Origin of the sequence: Streptosporangium sp. NPDC001681 (assembly GCF_040298085.1) — a bacterium.
Classification (GTDB): Bacteria; Actinomycetota; Actinomycetes; order Streptosporangiales; family Streptosporangiaceae; genus Streptosporangium.
Genome location: NZ_JBEOZN010000022.1, coordinates 75862 through 92448, shown reverse-complemented (window position 1 = coordinate 92448; position 16587 = coordinate 75862). Strand labels below are relative to the sequence as shown.

At 71.7% G+C, this 16587-nt stretch carries 15 protein-coding genes; 3 read left to right on the top strand and 12 right to left on the bottom strand.

Features of this window, described 5'->3' with window-relative positions; genetic code table 11:
• Together ABT130_RS13430 and ABT130_RS13425 are read left to right on the top strand one after the other, a co-directional pair.
• A partial coding sequence (locus tag ABT130_RS13430; RefSeq protein WP_350955456.1) for a hypothetical protein occupies positions 1 to 748 on the top strand: 748 nt, incomplete at its 5' end.
• A gap of 104 nt (positions 749 to 852) precedes the next feature.
• Positions 853 to 1308, top strand: a complete 456-nt coding sequence (locus tag ABT130_RS13425) for a pyridoxamine 5'-phosphate oxidase family protein (protein ID WP_350955454.1) — start codon at positions 853 to 855, stop codon at positions 1306 to 1308.
• A gap of 220 nt (positions 1309 to 1528) precedes the next feature.
• Here the strand turns inward: ABT130_RS13425 and ABT130_RS13420 are convergent, their stop codons facing one another.
• The 3 genes from ABT130_RS13420 to ABT130_RS13410 are packed head-to-tail and all read right to left on the bottom strand — an operon-like array spanning position 1529 to position 6001.
• Positions 1529 to 2950: a hypothetical protein gene (locus ABT130_RS13420; protein WP_350955452.1), complete on the bottom strand. Its 1422-nt coding sequence runs from the start codon at positions 2948 to 2950 to the stop codon at positions 1529 to 1531.
• A gap of 37 nt (positions 2951 to 2987) precedes the next feature.
• Positions 2988 to 5180, bottom strand: a complete 2193-nt coding sequence (locus ABT130_RS13415; RefSeq protein ID WP_350955450.1) for a glycosyltransferase — start codon at positions 5178 to 5180, stop codon at positions 2988 to 2990.
• Positions 5177 to 6001: a WecB/TagA/CpsF family glycosyltransferase gene (locus ABT130_RS13410; protein WP_350955448.1), complete on the bottom strand. Its 825-nt coding sequence runs from the start codon at positions 5999 to 6001 to the stop codon at positions 5177 to 5179. Before ABT130_RS13410 ends, ABT130_RS13415 begins: the two co-directional genes overlap by 4 nt.
• A gap of 120 nt (positions 6002 to 6121) precedes the next feature.
• On the opposite strand from ABT130_RS13410, the gene ABT130_RS13405 reads away from it, so the two are divergent.
• The gene (locus ABT130_RS13405) at positions 6122 to 6670 is read left to right on the top strand and encodes a dTDP-4-dehydrorhamnose 3,5-epimerase family protein (protein ID WP_350918274.1); all 549 of its coding nucleotides are present in this window, start codon (positions 6122 to 6124) and stop codon (positions 6668 to 6670) included.
• On the opposite strand, the gene ABT130_RS13400 is transcribed toward ABT130_RS13405, so the two are convergent.
• From ABT130_RS13400 to ABT130_RS13360, 9 genes are all read right to left on the bottom strand, one after another.
• Positions 6609 to 8003, bottom strand: coding sequence for an O-antigen ligase family protein (locus ABT130_RS13400; protein ID WP_350918277.1), 1395 nt, complete (start codon positions 8001 to 8003; stop codon positions 6609 to 6611). The two genes, ABT130_RS13405 and ABT130_RS13400, sit on opposite strands and share 62 nt — an antisense overlap.
• A complete protein-coding gene (locus ABT130_RS13395) occupies positions 8000 to 8686 on the bottom strand; it encodes a hypothetical protein (protein ID WP_350955446.1) in 687 nt (228 codons plus the stop codon). The genes ABT130_RS13400 and ABT130_RS13395 overlap by 4 nt, the downstream gene beginning before the upstream one ends.
• Positions 8687 to 8811: 125 nt before the next feature.
• Positions 8812 to 9615: a hypothetical protein gene (locus ABT130_RS13390; protein WP_350955444.1), complete on the bottom strand. Its 804-nt coding sequence runs from the start codon at positions 9613 to 9615 to the stop codon at positions 8812 to 8814.
• Positions 9616 to 9730: 115 nt separating this feature from the next.
• Entirely contained in the window at positions 9731 to 10627 is an 897-nt protein-coding gene (locus tag ABT130_RS13385) for a phytanoyl-CoA dioxygenase family protein (protein WP_350955442.1), read from the bottom strand.
• Positions 10628 to 10648: 21 nt separating this feature from the next.
• Entirely contained in the window at positions 10649 to 11560 is a 912-nt protein-coding gene (locus ABT130_RS13380) for a glycosyltransferase family 2 protein (protein ID WP_350955440.1), read from the bottom strand.
• 48 nt (positions 11561 to 11608) lie between these two features.
• Positions 11609 to 13204, bottom strand: coding sequence for a lipopolysaccharide biosynthesis protein (locus ABT130_RS13375; protein WP_350955438.1), 1596 nt, complete (start codon positions 13202 to 13204; stop codon positions 11609 to 11611).
• A gap of 34 nt (positions 13205 to 13238) precedes the next feature.
• On the bottom strand, positions 13239 to 14261 hold the full coding sequence (locus tag ABT130_RS13370) for a hypothetical protein (RefSeq protein WP_350918294.1): 1023 nt from the start codon (positions 14259 to 14261) through the stop codon (positions 13239 to 13241).
• The gene (locus tag ABT130_RS13365) at positions 14258 to 15547 is read right to left on the bottom strand and encodes a DUF4910 domain-containing protein (protein WP_350955436.1); all 1290 of its coding nucleotides are present in this window, start codon (positions 15545 to 15547) and stop codon (positions 14258 to 14260) included. Before ABT130_RS13365 ends, ABT130_RS13370 begins: the two co-directional genes overlap by 4 nt.
• A complete protein-coding gene (locus ABT130_RS13360; protein ID WP_350955434.1) occupies positions 15537 to 16586 on the bottom strand; it encodes an NAD-dependent epimerase/dehydratase family protein in 1050 nt (349 codons plus the stop codon). The genes ABT130_RS13365 and ABT130_RS13360 overlap by 11 nt, the downstream gene beginning before the upstream one ends.
• Position 16587 lies beyond the last annotated feature (1 nt).

Here is a 16587-nt window from a genome sequence, read left to right as displayed (position 1 = left end):
CCTACCGGCACCACGCGGCGCACGCGACGGCGGGGATGCCGCCGTGCGTGGCGAAACAGGTGACCAGACCGGTCAGGAATCAAGAAGCGCCGGTCGCAGAGCCGCAACTAGCGTGATGGCCATGGCATCCATCGAATCCGTCACCCTCGACGTGGCCGACCCCACAGCCGCCGACCGCTTCTACGCCGACGCCTTCGGCTTGGACACGCAGATACGCCTGCGGGCCTCGGAGGCACCCACAACCGGCTTCCGTGGGTTCACGCTGGCGCTCACGGTGCCCCAGCCGGCCACCGTCAACAGCCTCATCGACACCGCCCTCGACGCCGGCGCCACGACGCTGAAGCCTGCCGCGAAGTCGCTCTGGGGCTACGGCGGTGTCGTACAGGCCCCGGACGGGACGATCTGGAAGATCGCGACCTCGGCGAAGAAGGACACCGGCCCGGCCACCCGGCAGATCGACGAGATCGTGCTCCTGCTGGGAGTCGCGGACGTGGCCGCGAGCAAGCAGTTCTACCTCGACCAGGGCCTTGCTGTGGCGAAGAGCTTCGGCCGCATGTACGTCGAGTTCGCCGCTGGGTCGAGTCCCGTCAAGCTGGCGCTGTACCGGCGCCGTGCCCTTGCCAAGGATGTCGGCGTCTCTCCCGACGGCACCGGATCGCACCGGCTCATGATCGGTGGCGATGCCGGGTCTTTCACCGACCCGGACGGGTTTGCATGGGAGGCCGCATCGCCAGCACCCACGCCCTGATGTGTCGCTGCTGCCTGGAAGCCCGCGGCCCCGGTGAACCGGCCGATGACCGACGGAGCCCGTCCCCTGAAGGAAGGGCTCGCCACGAAGTGACTGGAGGAAGCATGACGGGCGCGCCGCCGCGTGGACTTGAGGAGAGGCTGCGGGACACTCGCGCGAAACTGGAGAGCGACGTCGATCTCTGGGTCGCGACGTCGGGTTCCCCGGACGGCGTCCACCTCATCCCGCTCTCGTACCTCTGGGACGGGACCGCGTTCCTCATCTCGACGCCGCGCGCCTCGGTCACCGGCCGCAACCTGCTGGCGGACGGCCGGGTGCGCCTCAGCCTCGGGCCGACCCGCGACGTCGTCGTCGTCGAGGGCACCGCCGAGCCGGTGGACCTCGCCGACCTCGCCCCCAAGACGGGTGACGCGTTCGCGGCCAAGACCGGTTTCGACCCGCGCGAGCTCGACGAGCCCTACCAGTACTTCCTGATCCGGCCGCGGCGCATCCAGGCCTGGCGTGAGGCGAACGAGCTGCGGGGACGCGACCTCATGCGCGACGGCCGCTGGCTCGGCTGACCGCCGCAACGGGCCGGGAGTCCTGCGCCTTCACGAGGGCATTCATCCGAGTGGCTTGTGCGTCGGCTTGTTGCGCCTGAGGCCGGCTTCCTCGGCGAGGGACCTGATGGTGAGCCGGCCGTCCGATCGCAGCGGAGCCCCGGCGAGCATCGGACGCTTCTTCCTTGTCCCCGGCCGACTGAGATACGCGTATCCGCGAACCCGGCGCCCGTGGCGGGGCTCAGGGGGTGATCCGGTAGATGTGATGGGAGTACTCGGCGGCGAAGGAGTCGGTGAAGCGGCCCTTGCCGTCGACGCGGACCGTCCGGTTCTCGAAGAGGACCTCGGCTCGCGCGGCCCGCACCCCGCGCGGCAGCGTGAACGTGCGCCTGCCCGGCGCCGTCTTCCCGCCGGGCATCGCGAAGACGTAGTACGAGCCCCGGTGGTATTTCAGCATGGTGTCGAGGCCGGTGCCGAAGCGGTGCGCGTACGACTGGGTGTTCAGCACGGGGGCCAGCTTCCTGATCCGCCGGTTGATCTCGGCCACCGCGGGCCTGACCTCCTTCCCGCACCCCTCACGCAGCACGTGCTGGGAGTGGCAGGGGCCGCCGAAGTTGTGGTTGAAGTAGATGATGCCCCGAGCCTCGTGGATCAGCGAGTTCATCACCGCGCCCGTCACCTGGTCCGGCTGGATCGCCCGGGTGTCGTTCTCGGCCGGCCAGCCGACCTCGACGAAGCCGTAGATCGGCTGGCGGCGGCCGTCCAGCACGTCCAGCTCGCGCTGGCGGTCGATGACGGCACCGTAGTTGGCGGCCCTGCGGCACCTGGCGACCGGCAGTGCCAGGAAGTTCTGCCCGTCCAGACAGACGCTCGCGCTGGTGTACCAGTAGACGTCGGCCGAGACGGCGTCGGTGAAGCGGTTGACGAACGCGGCGGCGTCCGCGTCCTTCTCCCACATCATCACGCCCTTGCCGTAGTTGGCGTAGTGGAGCCTTCCGTCGCCCTTCGGGAGCCGGTCTTTCTGAGCGCGTAGCACCGTGAAACCGCATCCCCGCTCCTCCGGGACGCACAGGGGGCCCTCGCCGGGGTGGTTGCCGGTCCACCGCGCGTCCCCCGCCTTCGCCCACATGTCCACCTCGTCGTCGAGCAGCCAGCCCACCGTCTCGCTGCCGTAGCCGGGCAGGGGGACGTTCGTCAGCGCCGACATCCCGTTCTTCCGCACCAGTGCCATGTCGCTGGTCTCGGTCAGCTCCACGTACGTGTTGATCCCCGCGGCCCTGTCCCTGTTCACATCGGCCTGGCTGATCACGGACTCGAACCAGACGCCGACCGGGAAGAACGACGGGCTCGTCCAGCCCGCCGCGGCGGGCGCGGCGAACCGCCCGTAGTAGGCGGGACCGCCCTCCCACGGCACCCGCGCGGCCGTCGCCGGAGGGCCCTGGGCCGACCACGCGTGGCCGGCGGACTGGGCGGAGCCCTCCGGTGCCCTCCCCTGCGGCACGTCGCCCCGTGGCGGGGCGCCGGTCGACGTGTCCGCGAGCGGGCGTCCGGCCTGGTCGGCGGGCGCGTCGACCGAGCAGAACCCGAGCATCGCCATCGTCACCGAGGCGGCCCCCACCCCGGCCAGCACCGGCAGCGACCGCCCGGGGCGACGCCCCCTCACCCGTCCGCGCCTTCCAGCCCCCATGACCTCGTCCTCCTCAACGCGGATCCGATGACGGCTCGGCGAGCGCCATCAGTTGTGCCGCACGCGACGACCAGGACGCGCCGAGCACGGACCCCCGCAGGTCGTCGGCCGGCCGCGGGCCCCCCTCGCGCAATGTCGCACGGACGGCATCCAGGAAGAGGTCACCGCTCGCGGCGATTCTCACTCGATCGGCGTAGTTCACGAGTTCCTGGAAATCGGTGCTGACCACCGGCAGGCCCAGCGCGAGGTATTCCTTGAGTTTGATGGGGTTCGAATGCTTTATCCATGGATTGTCCAGCCACGGCATGATCGCGACATCGAACCCCGATCCATAGCCGGGAATCGTTTCGTACGGCCTGAATCCGAGCCAGTGCACATTCGGATGGCGGGTGAGCCGTTCCATCGGGACCGTCGCGTCGCCGATCAGAACCAGCGACACGTCGGGCAGTTCCCCGGCTATCCGTTCGAGAAGGTCGAAATCCACCAGATAGTCGTCAAGCGCGCCGAAGAAACCCACCCTCGGCCCGGGAATCGCGCGAATGTCGGCGGGCTGCTCGCTCTCCGGGCGCCGCCGGAAGTGGTCGGTGTCCACACCGTGGTCGAGGAAGTACGCGCGGTCGCCGGTCATTCGGCGCTCCTCGTCCATCAGCGCGGTGCTGACGTAGAGCACGTGGTCGGAACGCTCCAGCAGACCGCGTTCCAGCGCCTCGATGGTCGGCCGGTCGGACTCGGGGAACGACGAGTGCCGGTCGGAACGGTTGAACACCAGCGCCTGCCTGCGCATCGGGCGCACCACGTCCCACGCCGTGGGGATGGTCACCATGATCACGGGCCGGTGCAGCCCCAGTGCCCGCGAGACCGCCAGCACCTGTGCCCGGACCAGCAGCGCGTTCACCCGCCGGGCCAGCGGCGATCCGTAGAAGGGCAGCGGCAGCGGGGACATCACGTAGAAGCCGGGCAGCTCGCGCAGCGGCCTCCTGACGAGCATCGCGACGCTGCGCAGCTTGCGCCCGACGCGCCGCAGCACCTGCGTGGACCTGCCCGGTGTCGGCATCCGCATCCCGATGCTGTTGACCACGAGGACCTTCCGGTGGGCGGCGATCGAGCGCATGAGCTGGAAGTCCGAGTGCGCCCGGTTGTGGTACCACCAGTCCTGCGCCGAGAAGCACAGGTAGCCGGGGAGGTCGGCCTGCGGGGCGAGCAGGGTCGCGCCGTGGGCCGGGGAGCCGGCCTCCTCGCCGGGCCTGGGCGGCCACTCGCGCATCGCGACCAGCTCGCGCAGCGCGGCCCGGTGCCTTCTCCCGCCCGCGCCACCCCTGGCCACCGCGCGGACCAGCTCGTTGAGCCCAACGGCCAGCCGCATCAGCTGCCCGCGCGGGCGACCGTACCGCTCGCGGTGCATCCGGACCCGGTTGGCCGCCGACAGCGCCCACAGCCGGCTTGAGGTGGACTGCTCGCCACCGAGATGCACGGCCACGGCCCGGGGCTCGTACCGGACCGCGAACCCCGCCTCCCCGGCCCTGAGCATGTACTCGGTCTCCTCCGAGTAGAGGAAGTAGCGCTCGTCGAGGGGGCCCAGGGCGTCCAGGCAGGCCCGGGAGACCATCCAGGCCGCGCCGGTCACCCAGTCGACGGTGTGCGGCCTGCCGTAGGCGGCCGGCTCCACGACCAGCTCGCCGAGCGGGTGGAACCGCCCGGCCCGGTGGCCGCCGAGCAGCGCCTCGCCCAACGCCCTCAGCACGGTGGGCCGCCTGCGCAGGGAGAGGTGGAGCTCTCCCGTCTCGGCGGTGAGGTGGGGGGCCGCTATCCCGGTCCCCGGCACGGCGAGCGCCTGCCTGAGCAGGAGCACCGAACCGGGCGCGAGCCGGATGTCCGGGTTCAGCACCAGCACGTCACAGCCGTCCGCGGCGGCGATGCCCGCGTTCACCCCGGCGGCGAAGCCGGCGTTGCGCCCGGTCTGGATCACCTCGGCCTCCGGCGCGGCCTCGCGTACCCGCTCGACGGTGTCGTCCGCCGAGGCGTTGTCCACCACCACGACCCGCGCCGGACCGGCGCCGGCCAGCGCCGCGTCGAGTGAGCGCAGGCACCCCTCGACGACCTGACCGCTCGAATACGTGACGATCACTACGGCGAGCTGGGGCCGGGCGGGGACAGCCATGTCGGAGCCGTTTCCGGTGCGGGAGGAAGGGATGGTCGCGCCGGTCATGCGTGGCGCCTCGATGTCAGGCGGGTGCGCAGGGCACCGATGAGGAGCGCGACCGCGAACGGCGCGTCGTCCCGCAGGTAGCGGCGGGCCAGCCGGCGCGGTTCCAGGGCGAGCCGGTACAGCCACTCGGCGCCCACCCGCTGGACCGGCCCCGGGGCGCGGCGAAACCGCCCGGCCGCCATCGGGATCCCGGCTCCGCAGCCGAGGTACCAGGCGTCGGGCAGCTCGGTGCGGAGGGCTGCGATGATCCTCTCCTGCTTGGGGAAGCCCAGTCCGGCGAGGACGAGGTCCGGTGCGGCGGCGACCACCTCGGCGACCACCTCACGCACCCCCTCCGGCGAGGAGTCGAACCCGAAGGGCGGCGAGCAGGTGCCCGCCACGCGCAGTCCGGGGCAGCGTCCGGCGAGGACTCGGGCTGCGGCCTCCGGTACGCCGGGCTCTCCGCCGAGCAGGTAGACCGAGCGGTTCTCGCGCGCGGCGCGCCCAGCCAGGGAGTGCACGAGCGAGGCCCCGGTGATCCGGCAGGGCAGGGCCGGTCCGGCGAGCCCGGCGGCCCAGACCACCGGCATGCCGTCGGCGACCACGATCTCGGAGCGGGCGACCAGGTCGGCCAGGCCGGGGTCGCGCGTGGCTGCGCGGACGATGTCCACGTTCGCGGTGACGATCGCACCACCACGTCCCCGTCGCCATTCCGCCGCCACGTGGTCGAGCAGCTCGGCCTCGCTGACCGCCATGACCTCGACCGCGCCGACCCTGACACGCGTGAACCCGGCCCTGCCGCCACCCGTGGGCTTGGCCGAACCGTTCTGGCCCTGTGTCACCGGGGGTGCCACGGAGCCTGACGGCCCGCCCACGGAGAGTACGCTCTCCGGCACATTACGATCGGCACCGTTTTCCTCTTCTGGATGGCCGGAAGCTGGGGGAATCTGGAAGATGGGCACATGAGAGTGGAACAAGGCGAGATCGACGGTGTCCTGTTGTTCATCCCGGCCCAGCGCAGGGACGACCGCGGGCTGTTCACCCGTACCTTCGACGCCACGCTCGCCGCCGCCCACGGGCTGCGGCCCGCCGAGTTCGTCCAGGACAGCCAGTCGCGGTCCCGCCTGGGAACGATCCGGGCGCTGCACGGCCGGAGCGGACGAGGGGAGGCCAAGCTCGTCAGGTGCGCCCGGGGCGCCGTGCACGACGTACTCGTCGACGCCCGGCCGGGCTCGGCGACCTTCGGCCGCCACATGTCGGTGGTGCTCGACGATGAGATGTTCGTCCACCTCTACGTTCCTCCTGGCTTGTTGCACGGTTATCAGGCACTGACCGATCAGGCGGACGTCTGCTACCGGATCGACCGGGAGCACGACCCCGCCGAGGACCTCTCGGTCCGCTATGACGACCCCGATCTCGGCATCCAGTGGCCGATGCCGGTCACCGCGATCAGCGAGCGCGATCTGGCCGCGGGTTCCTGGGCGGACCTGCGCGCGCGGCTGGTCGGCTGACCTCCTCACCGGGCTTCTCGACGGGCTTCTCGGGCAGCCGCGTGCCGCGCAGCAGCGAGCCCGCGGCTCCGATGATCAGGAACGACAGGCCGGTCACGGTCGCGAACGAGCGCAGGTCGAACGTGGCCGCCCCGACCAGGGGGACGACCAGGCAGGCGGCCAGGGCAAGCCCCAGGTCCCGCACGGCGGGGTCGGAGCTGAGGCGGCGGACGCGCAGCGCCGCCCAGAGACCGGTCAGGAAGATCCCGGAAAAGGTGACCAGGCCGATGATCCCGGTCTCCACCAGCGACAGGATGTACTGGTTGTCGAAGATCAGGTGCTTCGGCGCGTACCAGGTGCCCAGCCCCCTGCCGACCCAGGGGTGGTTCCCGATCTCGGTGGCCGCCACCGCGTAGTCGTGGGTCCGGTACTGGATGCTCGAATCGCTGGACAGGCTGGTGAACAACCCGAGGAACACGCTGAGCAGGCCGGGCACGGCCACCTTCATCGCCACCAGGAATCCGGCGCCGCCCAGTGCCGCCCACAGCCGCCTGCGTGCGGGCCAGCCCGCGAGGAGCACCGCGCCGACGACGGCTATCCCGAGGACCGCCGACCGCGACACGGAGAACATCAGCCCGGCGCCGATCAGCGCGGAGCAGATCCACCAGCGCAGGGAGGGCTCGCCCCGATCGCGGGCGCCGAACGCGTAGTGCAGCGCGACGGGAGTGATCATCGCGCAGACGACCCCGAGCTCGATGGGGTGCCCCGTGGTACCCGCGACCCGGCGCAGGGTGTTCCGTTCGAGGATCGCGGGCAGCTCCGCGGTGAATCGGAAGCCGGGAAGGGCCAGATATTTGGTCAGGTCGAATTCGAGCACGAACTGGAGCGCCGCGATCACCCCGACGGCCGCGCCACAGACCACGAGACACTTCAGGACGAAGTCGAGCCGTTCCCGGCCCCGGATGCCGTCGCACGCCCCGAGCCCGATGCCCACCGTCGCCACCACGAGGACGATGCCGTGGTCGGCCATGTTGAGCTCGTCGGGCGGCAGGTACCCGGCACCGGCGTACCCGTAGGTGACCAGCATCGCGACCGCGTACCCGAACAGCGCGGTGCGCACGGGGTTGGGGCCCTTGGCCGCGCCGAGCGTGGTGGTGAGGTGCGCGCAGAACCACCAGAGCGCGGCGAACAGGCCGACCGCGTCGGCCGGTGTGAGCGAGAAGGGCACGCCGCGGAAGACCAGCCGCGCCGGAACCAGCATCAGGACCACGACGAACGCGGCGGCCAGGGTCGCCCCGTCGGCGCTGCGCAGACCGGGGCGGTCAAGGGAGGCGGGGACCACGGGGGCTCTCAACGTCGCAGCAGGGAGGGTTCGGCGGGCAGCCCGGACGCCGGCGCCGGGGACACCCGGCTTCTTCGCCTCCGGGCGTCGAGGAAGCTCTCCAGGGAGAACACCGCGGCGAGGCCGGCGAGCACCCCGAGCAGCAGGGCCGCGGCGGCCCCCCGGGTCTTCCCGGTGCGCTGGGGTTGTGGCTCCGTCGGCGGCACCATCTCGTTCATCGTGATGTAGGTCGCCGGGGGCGCGTTCAACTGCCGCTGGCGAACGGCCAGCTCGACCCTCGCCCGGTCCCTGACCCGCGTCACGATGTCCCGGGCCCCGGACGGCGACCTGCTCGTGCCCTCGATGTACACGAAGGGCCCGCCGTCCAGCGACTCCGGGTTGGTGCTGCCGTTGGTGACCGTGAAGGTGGTGTCGCCCTCGGGCCGCACGCCGAGCGACTCCACGGTCTCCGGCGCGCTGATCACCTGGACGAGGATCGAGGCGGACATGCTCAGGCCCCAGTCGAAGTTCAGCAGGGGGTTGGTCAGCCCGTTGGGGCGACCGGGATCGCTCGGCAGGCTTCCGCCGGTGGGCGGGATGGTCAGCACGAGCACCGCGTTCGAGACGTAGAGCGTCGGAATCGACGAGTAGACGCCCGCCGCGGCACCTATGGAGAGCAGGAACGCCGGCAGGGCGACGTACCAGCGCCTCAACACGATGAGCACTGTCCCCCAGAAGTCCACGCCTTTCCCTTCCTGGCCGGATGGAGGCCGCCTGGCCGGAGAACCGCACGGTTCCCCGGCCGGTGACCAGGTCCTCTACCGCTTGCCTCGCCCGCTTCTCACACCGTCTGCTCCTCCCGCCCCTCGCACCCCTCACCGCTCCCGGGCTCCTCCCCGCGCTCGCCGTGGTCATCGCGGTCCGCCCCGCCGTCCCGGCCGGCCGGGATCTCCACCGTGGCCGGGGACGGCTCTGCCGACCGTCCGCCACCGGACCTCTGCCGGAACACCCTGCGGCGCTCCACGGCGTACGCGGCGCCGAGGCCGAGGACGACGACGAGGAACGCCGCCCCGCCCATGGCCTTCCAGGTGCCGCTCCGGTCCACCACGGGATAGGCGGGCGGCACCACCTCGACGAGCCCGATGAAGGTGGAGACAGGGGCGCCGAGCGTCTCCTGCCTGCGGATCAGTTCGGCCCGCAGGCGGGACTGGGTCCTGGCCATGACGGCACGGGAGAGGTCGGCGGAGTCGCTCCGCACCTCCACGTACACGAACGGGCCGTTCATGAGGATGCCCAGCATGCCGGGGTTGGTCCGCCCGTCGTTGATCGTCAGCTCGATGGGGCCGTCCTTCACGACGCCCAGCTCGGCCGCGACCGCCTCGGTGTTCATGGACAGGATGAGGATGCCCGCCGTGGTCCGGAGACCGTCGCTGAACTGCAGCAGCGGGTTGCTCCGCCCCAGTGGCTTGTCCGGTTCCGTCGTCCCTCCCGCGGGGGGCGTGGTCAGCACCATGGAGGTGCTCGCCAGGTAGCGCGGGGGCACCAGGAAGAAGACGGCCGCGGCGCCGAGCAGCGCCAGGCCGACCAGTGGAAGCCCGACCCGCTTCCTTCTGGCGAGGTCGAGAATGGTCCTCCAGAACTCCACTACGTCTTCCCCGCTCTCCCGAGCGCGCCGGACGCCCGGGACACGATGCGTATTGGTCGCGGCACACGAACTCCTTGTCACTACTGCGGTGTGTCGGTGGCCGGGAGTCCGCCGCTCACCCGACCCTGGCCAGCGCCTCCGCCTCGTACTCCAGCGCCAGTTCCTCCGGCATCGGGTCGAGGTCGGCGCAGCGCACGAAGTCGCGCAGGGTGGTGCCGGTGCACGCCGCGTCCACGTTGCGCGCGCCGCGGCGGGCGCGCACGTCGTCGATGTGCACAGTGCGGAAGTCGATGCTGAAGCGGGTCCTGCCCGAGGTGTTGGGCACCGTGGAGTGCAGCTGGGCGCCGGAGAACACCATGACGCCCCCCGGCTCGGGCACCACCCGCACCTGCGGGTCGAGCACGACGTTCTCCTCCGGCCTGGGCTGCTCCCTGGTGTCGCCGCGCACGTGCCGGGCCGCGGTGAGCCGGCTTGTCCTGTTCCATTCGGCGTAGTCGTAGCGCGCGCTGCCGTTGCGCACCGGGCTGCCGAAGTACTGGGGATGGAAGGCCATCACGTTCTCCGGGACCACCTCGTAGACCGGGATCCACCAGTTGAGCTGGTTGAAAGGGGCCGAGTACCAGCAGTCCCGATGGGGGTGGAAGGCGTAGGAGATCCCGGAGGTGAGGTAGTCGTGGGAGGTGGAGGTGCGCAGCCGGGGCACGTCGAAGTAGGTCCGGTCCAGGTCGCAGCCCAGCTCCCGCAGAACCGCGGGCAGCAGTTCCTTGCACCGGGGATGGTGGATGAACCGTGGCTTGAGCCGGGCCAGCAGGTCGGCGAACTCCTCGACCGGCATGTCGAACTGTGCGGTCTCCGGGTCGCGCCCGCCGAACGCCTCGGCGGTCATCTCCCGGGCGAAGGCCGCCAGCAGGGTGGAGGCGGGCGTCGCCGAGTAGACGAAGACCTGCCCCTGGTAGAGCAGTTCCCTGCGAGTGTCGTCGTCCACCACGCTGTTGGAGAAGACGGTGGTCACGGTGGTTCGCCTTTCTGTGAGTCACTGAAGCGGGTCACTGGAGCGGATGCCGGGGACCAGCCCCGAGGCGATCAGGGCGAGCCTGCGGCCCCGGCGGGCCGCGGTGAGCCGCTGGCGGCGCGCGTACATGCCGAGGACCGCCGCGCGGGCGCGACGGTGCTGCTCGCCGGTGAGGCCGGCCCCTCGCAGCCAGCCCAGCAGCTCCCGGCACTGCAGGAGGGTGGAGCAGCGGGCCCGCCAGGGCGGCACGTCGAGGCGGCGGGCGATCGCGGACAGGGTGTCGTGCTTCCAGTCGCGGTGGGCGAGGACCTCGGGAACGTGCCCCCACGGTCCGGCCAGCGCCAGCTTCGCCGCGAACACCTCGTCCTCGCGGAGCATGTTCCGCCGGGGGATTCGCGCCAGCGGCTCGCGCCGCAGCAGGCCGTACAGCGGGTCGATGAGCAGGTGGCTCTCATTGAGCAGCCGCAGCATCTCGGCGAACCGCTCGACCGGGTCGTCCGAGGCCAGCCCCGAGCCCTCCAGGGGTGCGGTCGCGGCCATCCCGTCGGGCCCGGTGTAGGCGACCTGCGTGGTGACCAGGACGAGCCGGTCGTCCTCGGCGAAGGCCCTCAGGGAGCGGGAGACGCACGCGGGCTCCAGCCGGTCGTCGTCGCCGACCCAGCGGAAGAACTCGCCCTCGACCAGCTCGACGGTACGGACGAAGTTGTCGAACAGGCCCACGTTCTCCGGATGCCTGCGGTAGACGATCCGGCTGTCGGCCGCGGCCAGGTCACGGCAGATCTCCTCGGTGCCGTCCGTGGACGCGTTGTCGGAGATCACCAGCTGGAGGCGCTCGTGGTCCTGGCCGAGGACCGAGCGGACCGCGCCCTCGATCCGCCCGGCGCCGTCGCGCACGGGAAGCACGATGGACACCAGCGTGTCGGAGTTCGGCATCCGGTCTTCTCCCTCTCGGTGATGGTTCGGCGGGCTCTGGTCGGCGGTTCAGCGGGCACGGGCGGGAACGGCCCGCGCGCCGAGCTCTCTGAGCCGCGCCGCGGGTACGGCGAGCAGGACGTAGGCGAGCAGTCCCCCGGCGCCGGCCACGCAGAGCCGGACGAGCGGGGTGGCCGTCAGCCCGCCGACCAGCACGGCGAGCGCCACGGTCACCGCCGCCGCGAGCACGGCGCCCAGCAGCGGGCGGACCAGGGCCGGAAGCACCGGCGCCAGACGCACCCCCGCGCGGCTCAGCATCAGCACCGCCATCGGCAGGGCGACCAGGAGGCCGGCCAGCGCGTGACCGATCGCCGCGCCGCGGATGCCGTACCAGTGCGTCCCCGCCCACAGCGCGGGCACCAGCGCCACGGCCCAGCCGAGGTTCATCCACACGGTGGCTCTGGTCGCACCCGCCGAAGTGAGGATGTCGAAGGCGAGGGAGGTGAGCATCCGCACGACCAGCAGGACCGCGAGCAGCGCCAGGACCCCGGCGGCCGGTGCCCATTTCTCGCCGTAGAGGAACGCCACGATCTCCGGCGCCAGCGTGGCCGTCACGACGGCGACCGGGAGCACGAACGCGACCAGCAGCGGCACCGAGCGCTGCACCCCCAGCGAGAGCGACTCGGGCCGCTGCTCGGCCAGCCGGGAGAAGCTGGGCACCGTGACGTAGCGCAGGGCGGTCCCGATCACGCTGGGCACCCAGCTGGAGACGTTGAAGGCCAGCAGGTAGAAGCCGAGCGCGGCGGGGCCGAGCACGGCGCCGACGATGACGTAGTCGGCGTTCATCAGCACCGCCTCGATGCCGAGGCCCAGGGCCAGCGGCGCGCCGAACCGCAGCAGCCTGGCCGCGACCTCCCGGTCGAAGCCGAGGCGGAACGGCAGCCCCGCCCAGGCGAGCACCAGCGCGCCGGTGACCGCGTTGGCCGCGACCTGCCCGCAGGCGAAGCTGTAGGCTCCGGCGCCGTTCGCGGCGAGCGTGACGGCCACCGCCGCGTTGACCAGCGAGCCCGCGATGTTGGCCTTGGTCAGCCTGTCGTGCCCGAACCCGCGCATCAGCGAGCCAGCCCGCACCGCGGTGGCACCGTCGATGAGGATGATCGCGGTGAGCAGCCGGACCACCGGGGTGGCCTCCGCGCTGCCCGCCAGCTCCGCGAAGTACGGAGCCACCACCCAGAAGATCCCGTATATCCCGGTGCTGAACGCCAGGGCCATGACCGTCGCCGTCGGCGCCATCTCCTCGACCCTGCCCCGCCACTGCACGGTGGCGGCGATGATGCCGACGTCGTTGACGTGCATGACGAAGGTGGTCGCGGCGAGCGCGATGGCGTAGAGGCCGAAGTCCTCCGGCACGAGCAGCCTGGCGAGCACCAGCCCCATGACGAAGGTCGTCACCTTGGTCCCCAGGTTGCCCAGCAGACTCCAGCGCAACCCGCGGCCGGCCTTCCTGCCGATCGTCCCGACCTGCTCACCGGCCGTTCCGGTCGCGCCGGTCGCGCCGGTCGCGTCGGTCGCGTCGGTCGCGTCGTCGGCACCGGTCTCGCCGGCCGTGCCGACCGCGCCGGTCTCGCCGCGATCACCGGCGTCCCCGCCCTGTCGCTGGTTCATCCGTGCCTTCCGCCTGTCTCGTGGGGTGATCGGCTCAGCTGGGCTCCTCGACGCGTTCGAGCCAGATCTCCCGCCAGAACGGCACGAACTCGCGCGGGCAGCTGACGTTGTACGCGCCCGCGCAGATGACGCCGTCCAGGACGATGCAGGGGTTCTTCATGTGCAGCATGCGGCCGGTCTTCTCGTCCAGGCACCGCTCGACGCGGGCGCTCACCCGCGCGACGTGCCCGCAGTACCGCGACATCTCCTCCTCGAACCCCATGCCGCGGTTGAGCAGGTCGTCGTTGAGCGTCTGGAGGATCTCCTCCTTGGACCTGACCCGGACCAGCTCCCCCGGACGCAGATCCAGGGTCCGCGTCGGAGTGGTGGGTCCGGCCTTGCCCCTGACGAACCCCCAGCGCAGCCCGCCCCTGATCCACAGCCACCTGGGCAGGACCCGCCTGCTGGCCTGCTGGAAGCGGTTGAACAGCCCGACGAGGAACGAGCGCAGCATCCAGGGCACGCCCACGTTCCCCGTCCGCACGTCGGCGACGTACTGCCCGACGTCCTTGAACGGCAGGCAGGTGGGCGCGGCGCGGAGCAGTTCGGTCGCCTGGCAGGAGAAGCGCTCCTCCCCGCCCGGTCCCGGCTCCTTCCTGGTCGCGGCCTGCAGGATCGGCAGCAGGGGCCGGCCCGCGGCGAGGTCGTGCTCGGTGACCGGGGTGAGGGGGGAGTCCGGATCCACCCGTTTGAGCCAGGACTCCTTCCAGTAGAACTGGCAGGCCGTCTGGCAGCCGCCGTGCGCCTGCCCGTCGCAGCGGGCCCCGGTCAGGTGGACCGCCCGTTCCATCCGCCGCATGCCGCTGCCGCTGATCGTGTCGCAGAGCTTGTGCGCCACCTTGTGCACGGTGAGCCGCCGCCCGCAGAAGGCCAGCATCTCCGGCATGAAGGGCAGCGCGTCCAGCTCTCCCCGCTCGTCCAGGGTGGCCATGATCTCGGCCTCGCCGAGCACCTCCACCGTCTCGCCGACCCGGAGGTTGAGCGTTCCAGAACCCATCCCGGCCCGTTGCAGTGTCATTTCCCGCACTCCTTGAGCAGTCCCGCGCCGCACAGTGCCCGTGCCGCGTCGGCCACCGCGGCGAAGGGCAGATCGGATCGTTCCGCGATGTCCAGGAGGCTGTGCTCCCCGTCGGAGAGGTTCAGCACCCACAACATCGCCATCTGGGCCTCCTGCGTGTCGCTGCGCCCGCCCAGCGCCCCGTACAGGCCACGCCTGCCCAGCTGCGGCTCTCCGTGGGGGCTGAGGTTGAGATAGGCGCGGTTGCCCTCAAGCACCCGGGTGACCTCCCAGCAGGTCTGCAGGGTGTCGGCCATCGCCTCCGGGGAGACGAAGTCCGGATTGTCGGCGGAGGTGTGATATTCCGGGTAGCCCGCGTAGGGGGTCCTGGTGAGCGAGCCGACGGGCAGGTCGAAGCCCGGCGAGCAGAACTGCCGCTCGTCGTAGCCGTAGGGGGAGAAGTCCACGACCGTGTGGTCACGCCCCGAGGTCCGCAGGACGTGCCGCACGGCGCGGTCGATCTCGGCGTCGCCCCGCCTGCTGCGCTTGTAGGTCAGCGGGCCGCGATCCCCCGCGCAGGCCAGCACCAGGCCGTGCCTGATCCGCCCCACGCGTTCCCGGTTGCGCGCCAGCCAGGTGATCGCGCCGATGGTGCCGGGAGCGAACAGGAAGCGGTAGGTGTACCACGGGTCGGCCGCGGCCAGCCGCCGCGCGAGCCCGACCGCCACGGCGACGCCCGCCAGGTTGTCGTTGGCCAGCGAGGGGTGGCACACGTGGCAGGAGACGAGCACCTCCTCATCGACCCTGCCCGGCACCACATGCTCGCCGTAGGTCAGGTGGCCGTCGGCGAGCGTGGAGTCGATCATGACCTCGTACCGCCCGCCGGCCAGGCCCGCAAGGGTGTCGTGGGCCAGGCAGAAGCCCCACGTCTGTGCGTAGTAGCCGGTCCGGTACGGGATCAGCCCCGGCTGCTCGGGCAGCGTGTGCAGGTGGGGCCGGAGCTCGTCCAGGGTCATGGTGGCCGACACCGGGACGCTGTAGCCGACCACGTGCAGGTTCGACGCGGCGAAGTCGACGACCCTGGCACCAGAGGCGTCCTTGACGTAGGCGTCGCGGATGTTCCACTCCCTGGGCACCGTCCAGTCCAGCACCTGGGTCCCCGTCGGCACCTCGTGGACCTGCAGGCTGACGGACTCCGCGACGATCTCCAGGGTGCGGCGCACGCCGTCGCCGGTGATGCTCCGGCAGAGCGGATAGAGCCGCTCCACCAGGGCGTGCATCCCGCGCCCCTCGCCGTCATCGGTCATCGTCCACCGCCCCCGCCACCTGGCGCGGGCGCAGCGCGCCGTCGACGGTGCCCGCCTCGCGCCGGGCGGACAGCCAGGCCAGCCTGGTGAAGCGGCGCTGGAAGTCGTCCGCCGTCAGGCCGAACCGCCGGTACGCCTCGACCAGCTGGAGCGCGCCCGCCTTGATCGTCCACAGCGCCTGGTAGCCGGGGAGCGCGTCGCGGATGCGGGAGAAGTCGACCCGGTAGGAGCGCGGGTCGGCCCCGGTCTCCCCGGTGATCACGACCCGGGCCTCCGGCACCGCCTCGGCGACCTCGGCGGCGATCTGGGCCACCGTCAGGTTGTTCTCCTCGGTGCCGACGTTGAACGCCCTGGCGTGGACGGCGTCGCGCGGGGCGGCCAGCGCCATGGCGAAGGCGTTCGCGATGTCGGCGGCGTGCACCAGCGGGCGCCACGGGGTGCCGTCGGACAGCACCCTGACCTCCCCGGACAGCAGCGCGTGCCCGGCGAGGTTGTTCAGCACGATGTCCGCGCGCAACCTGGGCGAGAACCCGAAGGCGGTGGCGTTGCGCAGGAACACCGGGCTGAAGTCCCCGTCGGCCAGCTTGAACAGGTCGCTCTCGACCCTGACCTTGGAGTCGGCGTAGGGGGTCACCGGGCGCAGCGGCGCGTCCTCGTCGACCAGGTCATCGCCTGAGGCGCCGTAGACCGAGCAGGTGGAGGCGTACAGGAACCGGCGCACGCCCGCGTCCCGGGCCAGCCTCGCCAGGCGCACCGCGGCGCGGTGGTTGATGTCGTAGGTCAGCTCGGGCGCCAGCGCGCCCAGCGGGTCGTTGGAGAGCGCGGCGAGGTGCACCACCGCGTCCACCCCCGCCAGGAGCTCGGGGGTGACGTCCCGCAGGTCGACCGCGTGTCCTGACGGGTCGCCGGGCGCGGGACCCAGCAGGCATCCGGCGAAGAGCCCGGAGTCGAGCCCGGTCACCTCGTGGCCCGCGGCGACGAGCACCGGGGCCATCACACTCCCCAGGTAGCCCTGGTGCCCGGTCAGCAGCACGCGCATC

Bases quoted from the DNA above. Each gene is read 5' to 3' on its own strand.
- ABT130_RS13360 (WP_350955434.1), bottom strand. From the start codon at position 16,586: ATGCGCGTGCTGCTGACCGGGCACCAGGGCTACCTGGGGAGTGTGATG.
- ABT130_RS13425 (WP_350955454.1), top strand. From the start codon at position 853: ATGACGGGCGCGCCGCCGCGTGGACTTGAGGAGAGGCTGCGGGACACT.
- ABT130_RS13365 (WP_350955436.1), bottom strand. From the start codon at position 15,547: ATGACCGATGACGGCGAGGGGCGCGGGATGCACGCCCTGGTGGAGCGG.
- ABT130_RS13380 (WP_350955440.1), bottom strand. From the start codon at position 11,560: ATGCCGAACTCCGACACGCTGGTGTCCATCGTGCTTCCCGTGCGCGAC.
- ABT130_RS13405 (WP_350918274.1), top strand. From the start codon at position 6,122: ATGAGAGTGGAACAAGGCGAGATCGACGGTGTCCTGTTGTTCATCCCG.
- ABT130_RS13375 (WP_350955438.1), bottom strand. From the start codon at position 13,204: ATGAACCAGCGACAGGGCGGGGACGCCGGTGATCGCGGCGAGACCGGC.
- ABT130_RS13415 (WP_350955450.1), bottom strand. From the start codon at position 5,180: ATGACCGGCGCGACCATCCCTTCCTCCCGCACCGGAAACGGCTCCGAC.
- ABT130_RS13370 (WP_350918294.1), bottom strand. From the start codon at position 14,261: ATGACACTGCAACGGGCCGGGATGGGTTCTGGAACGCTCAACCTCCGG.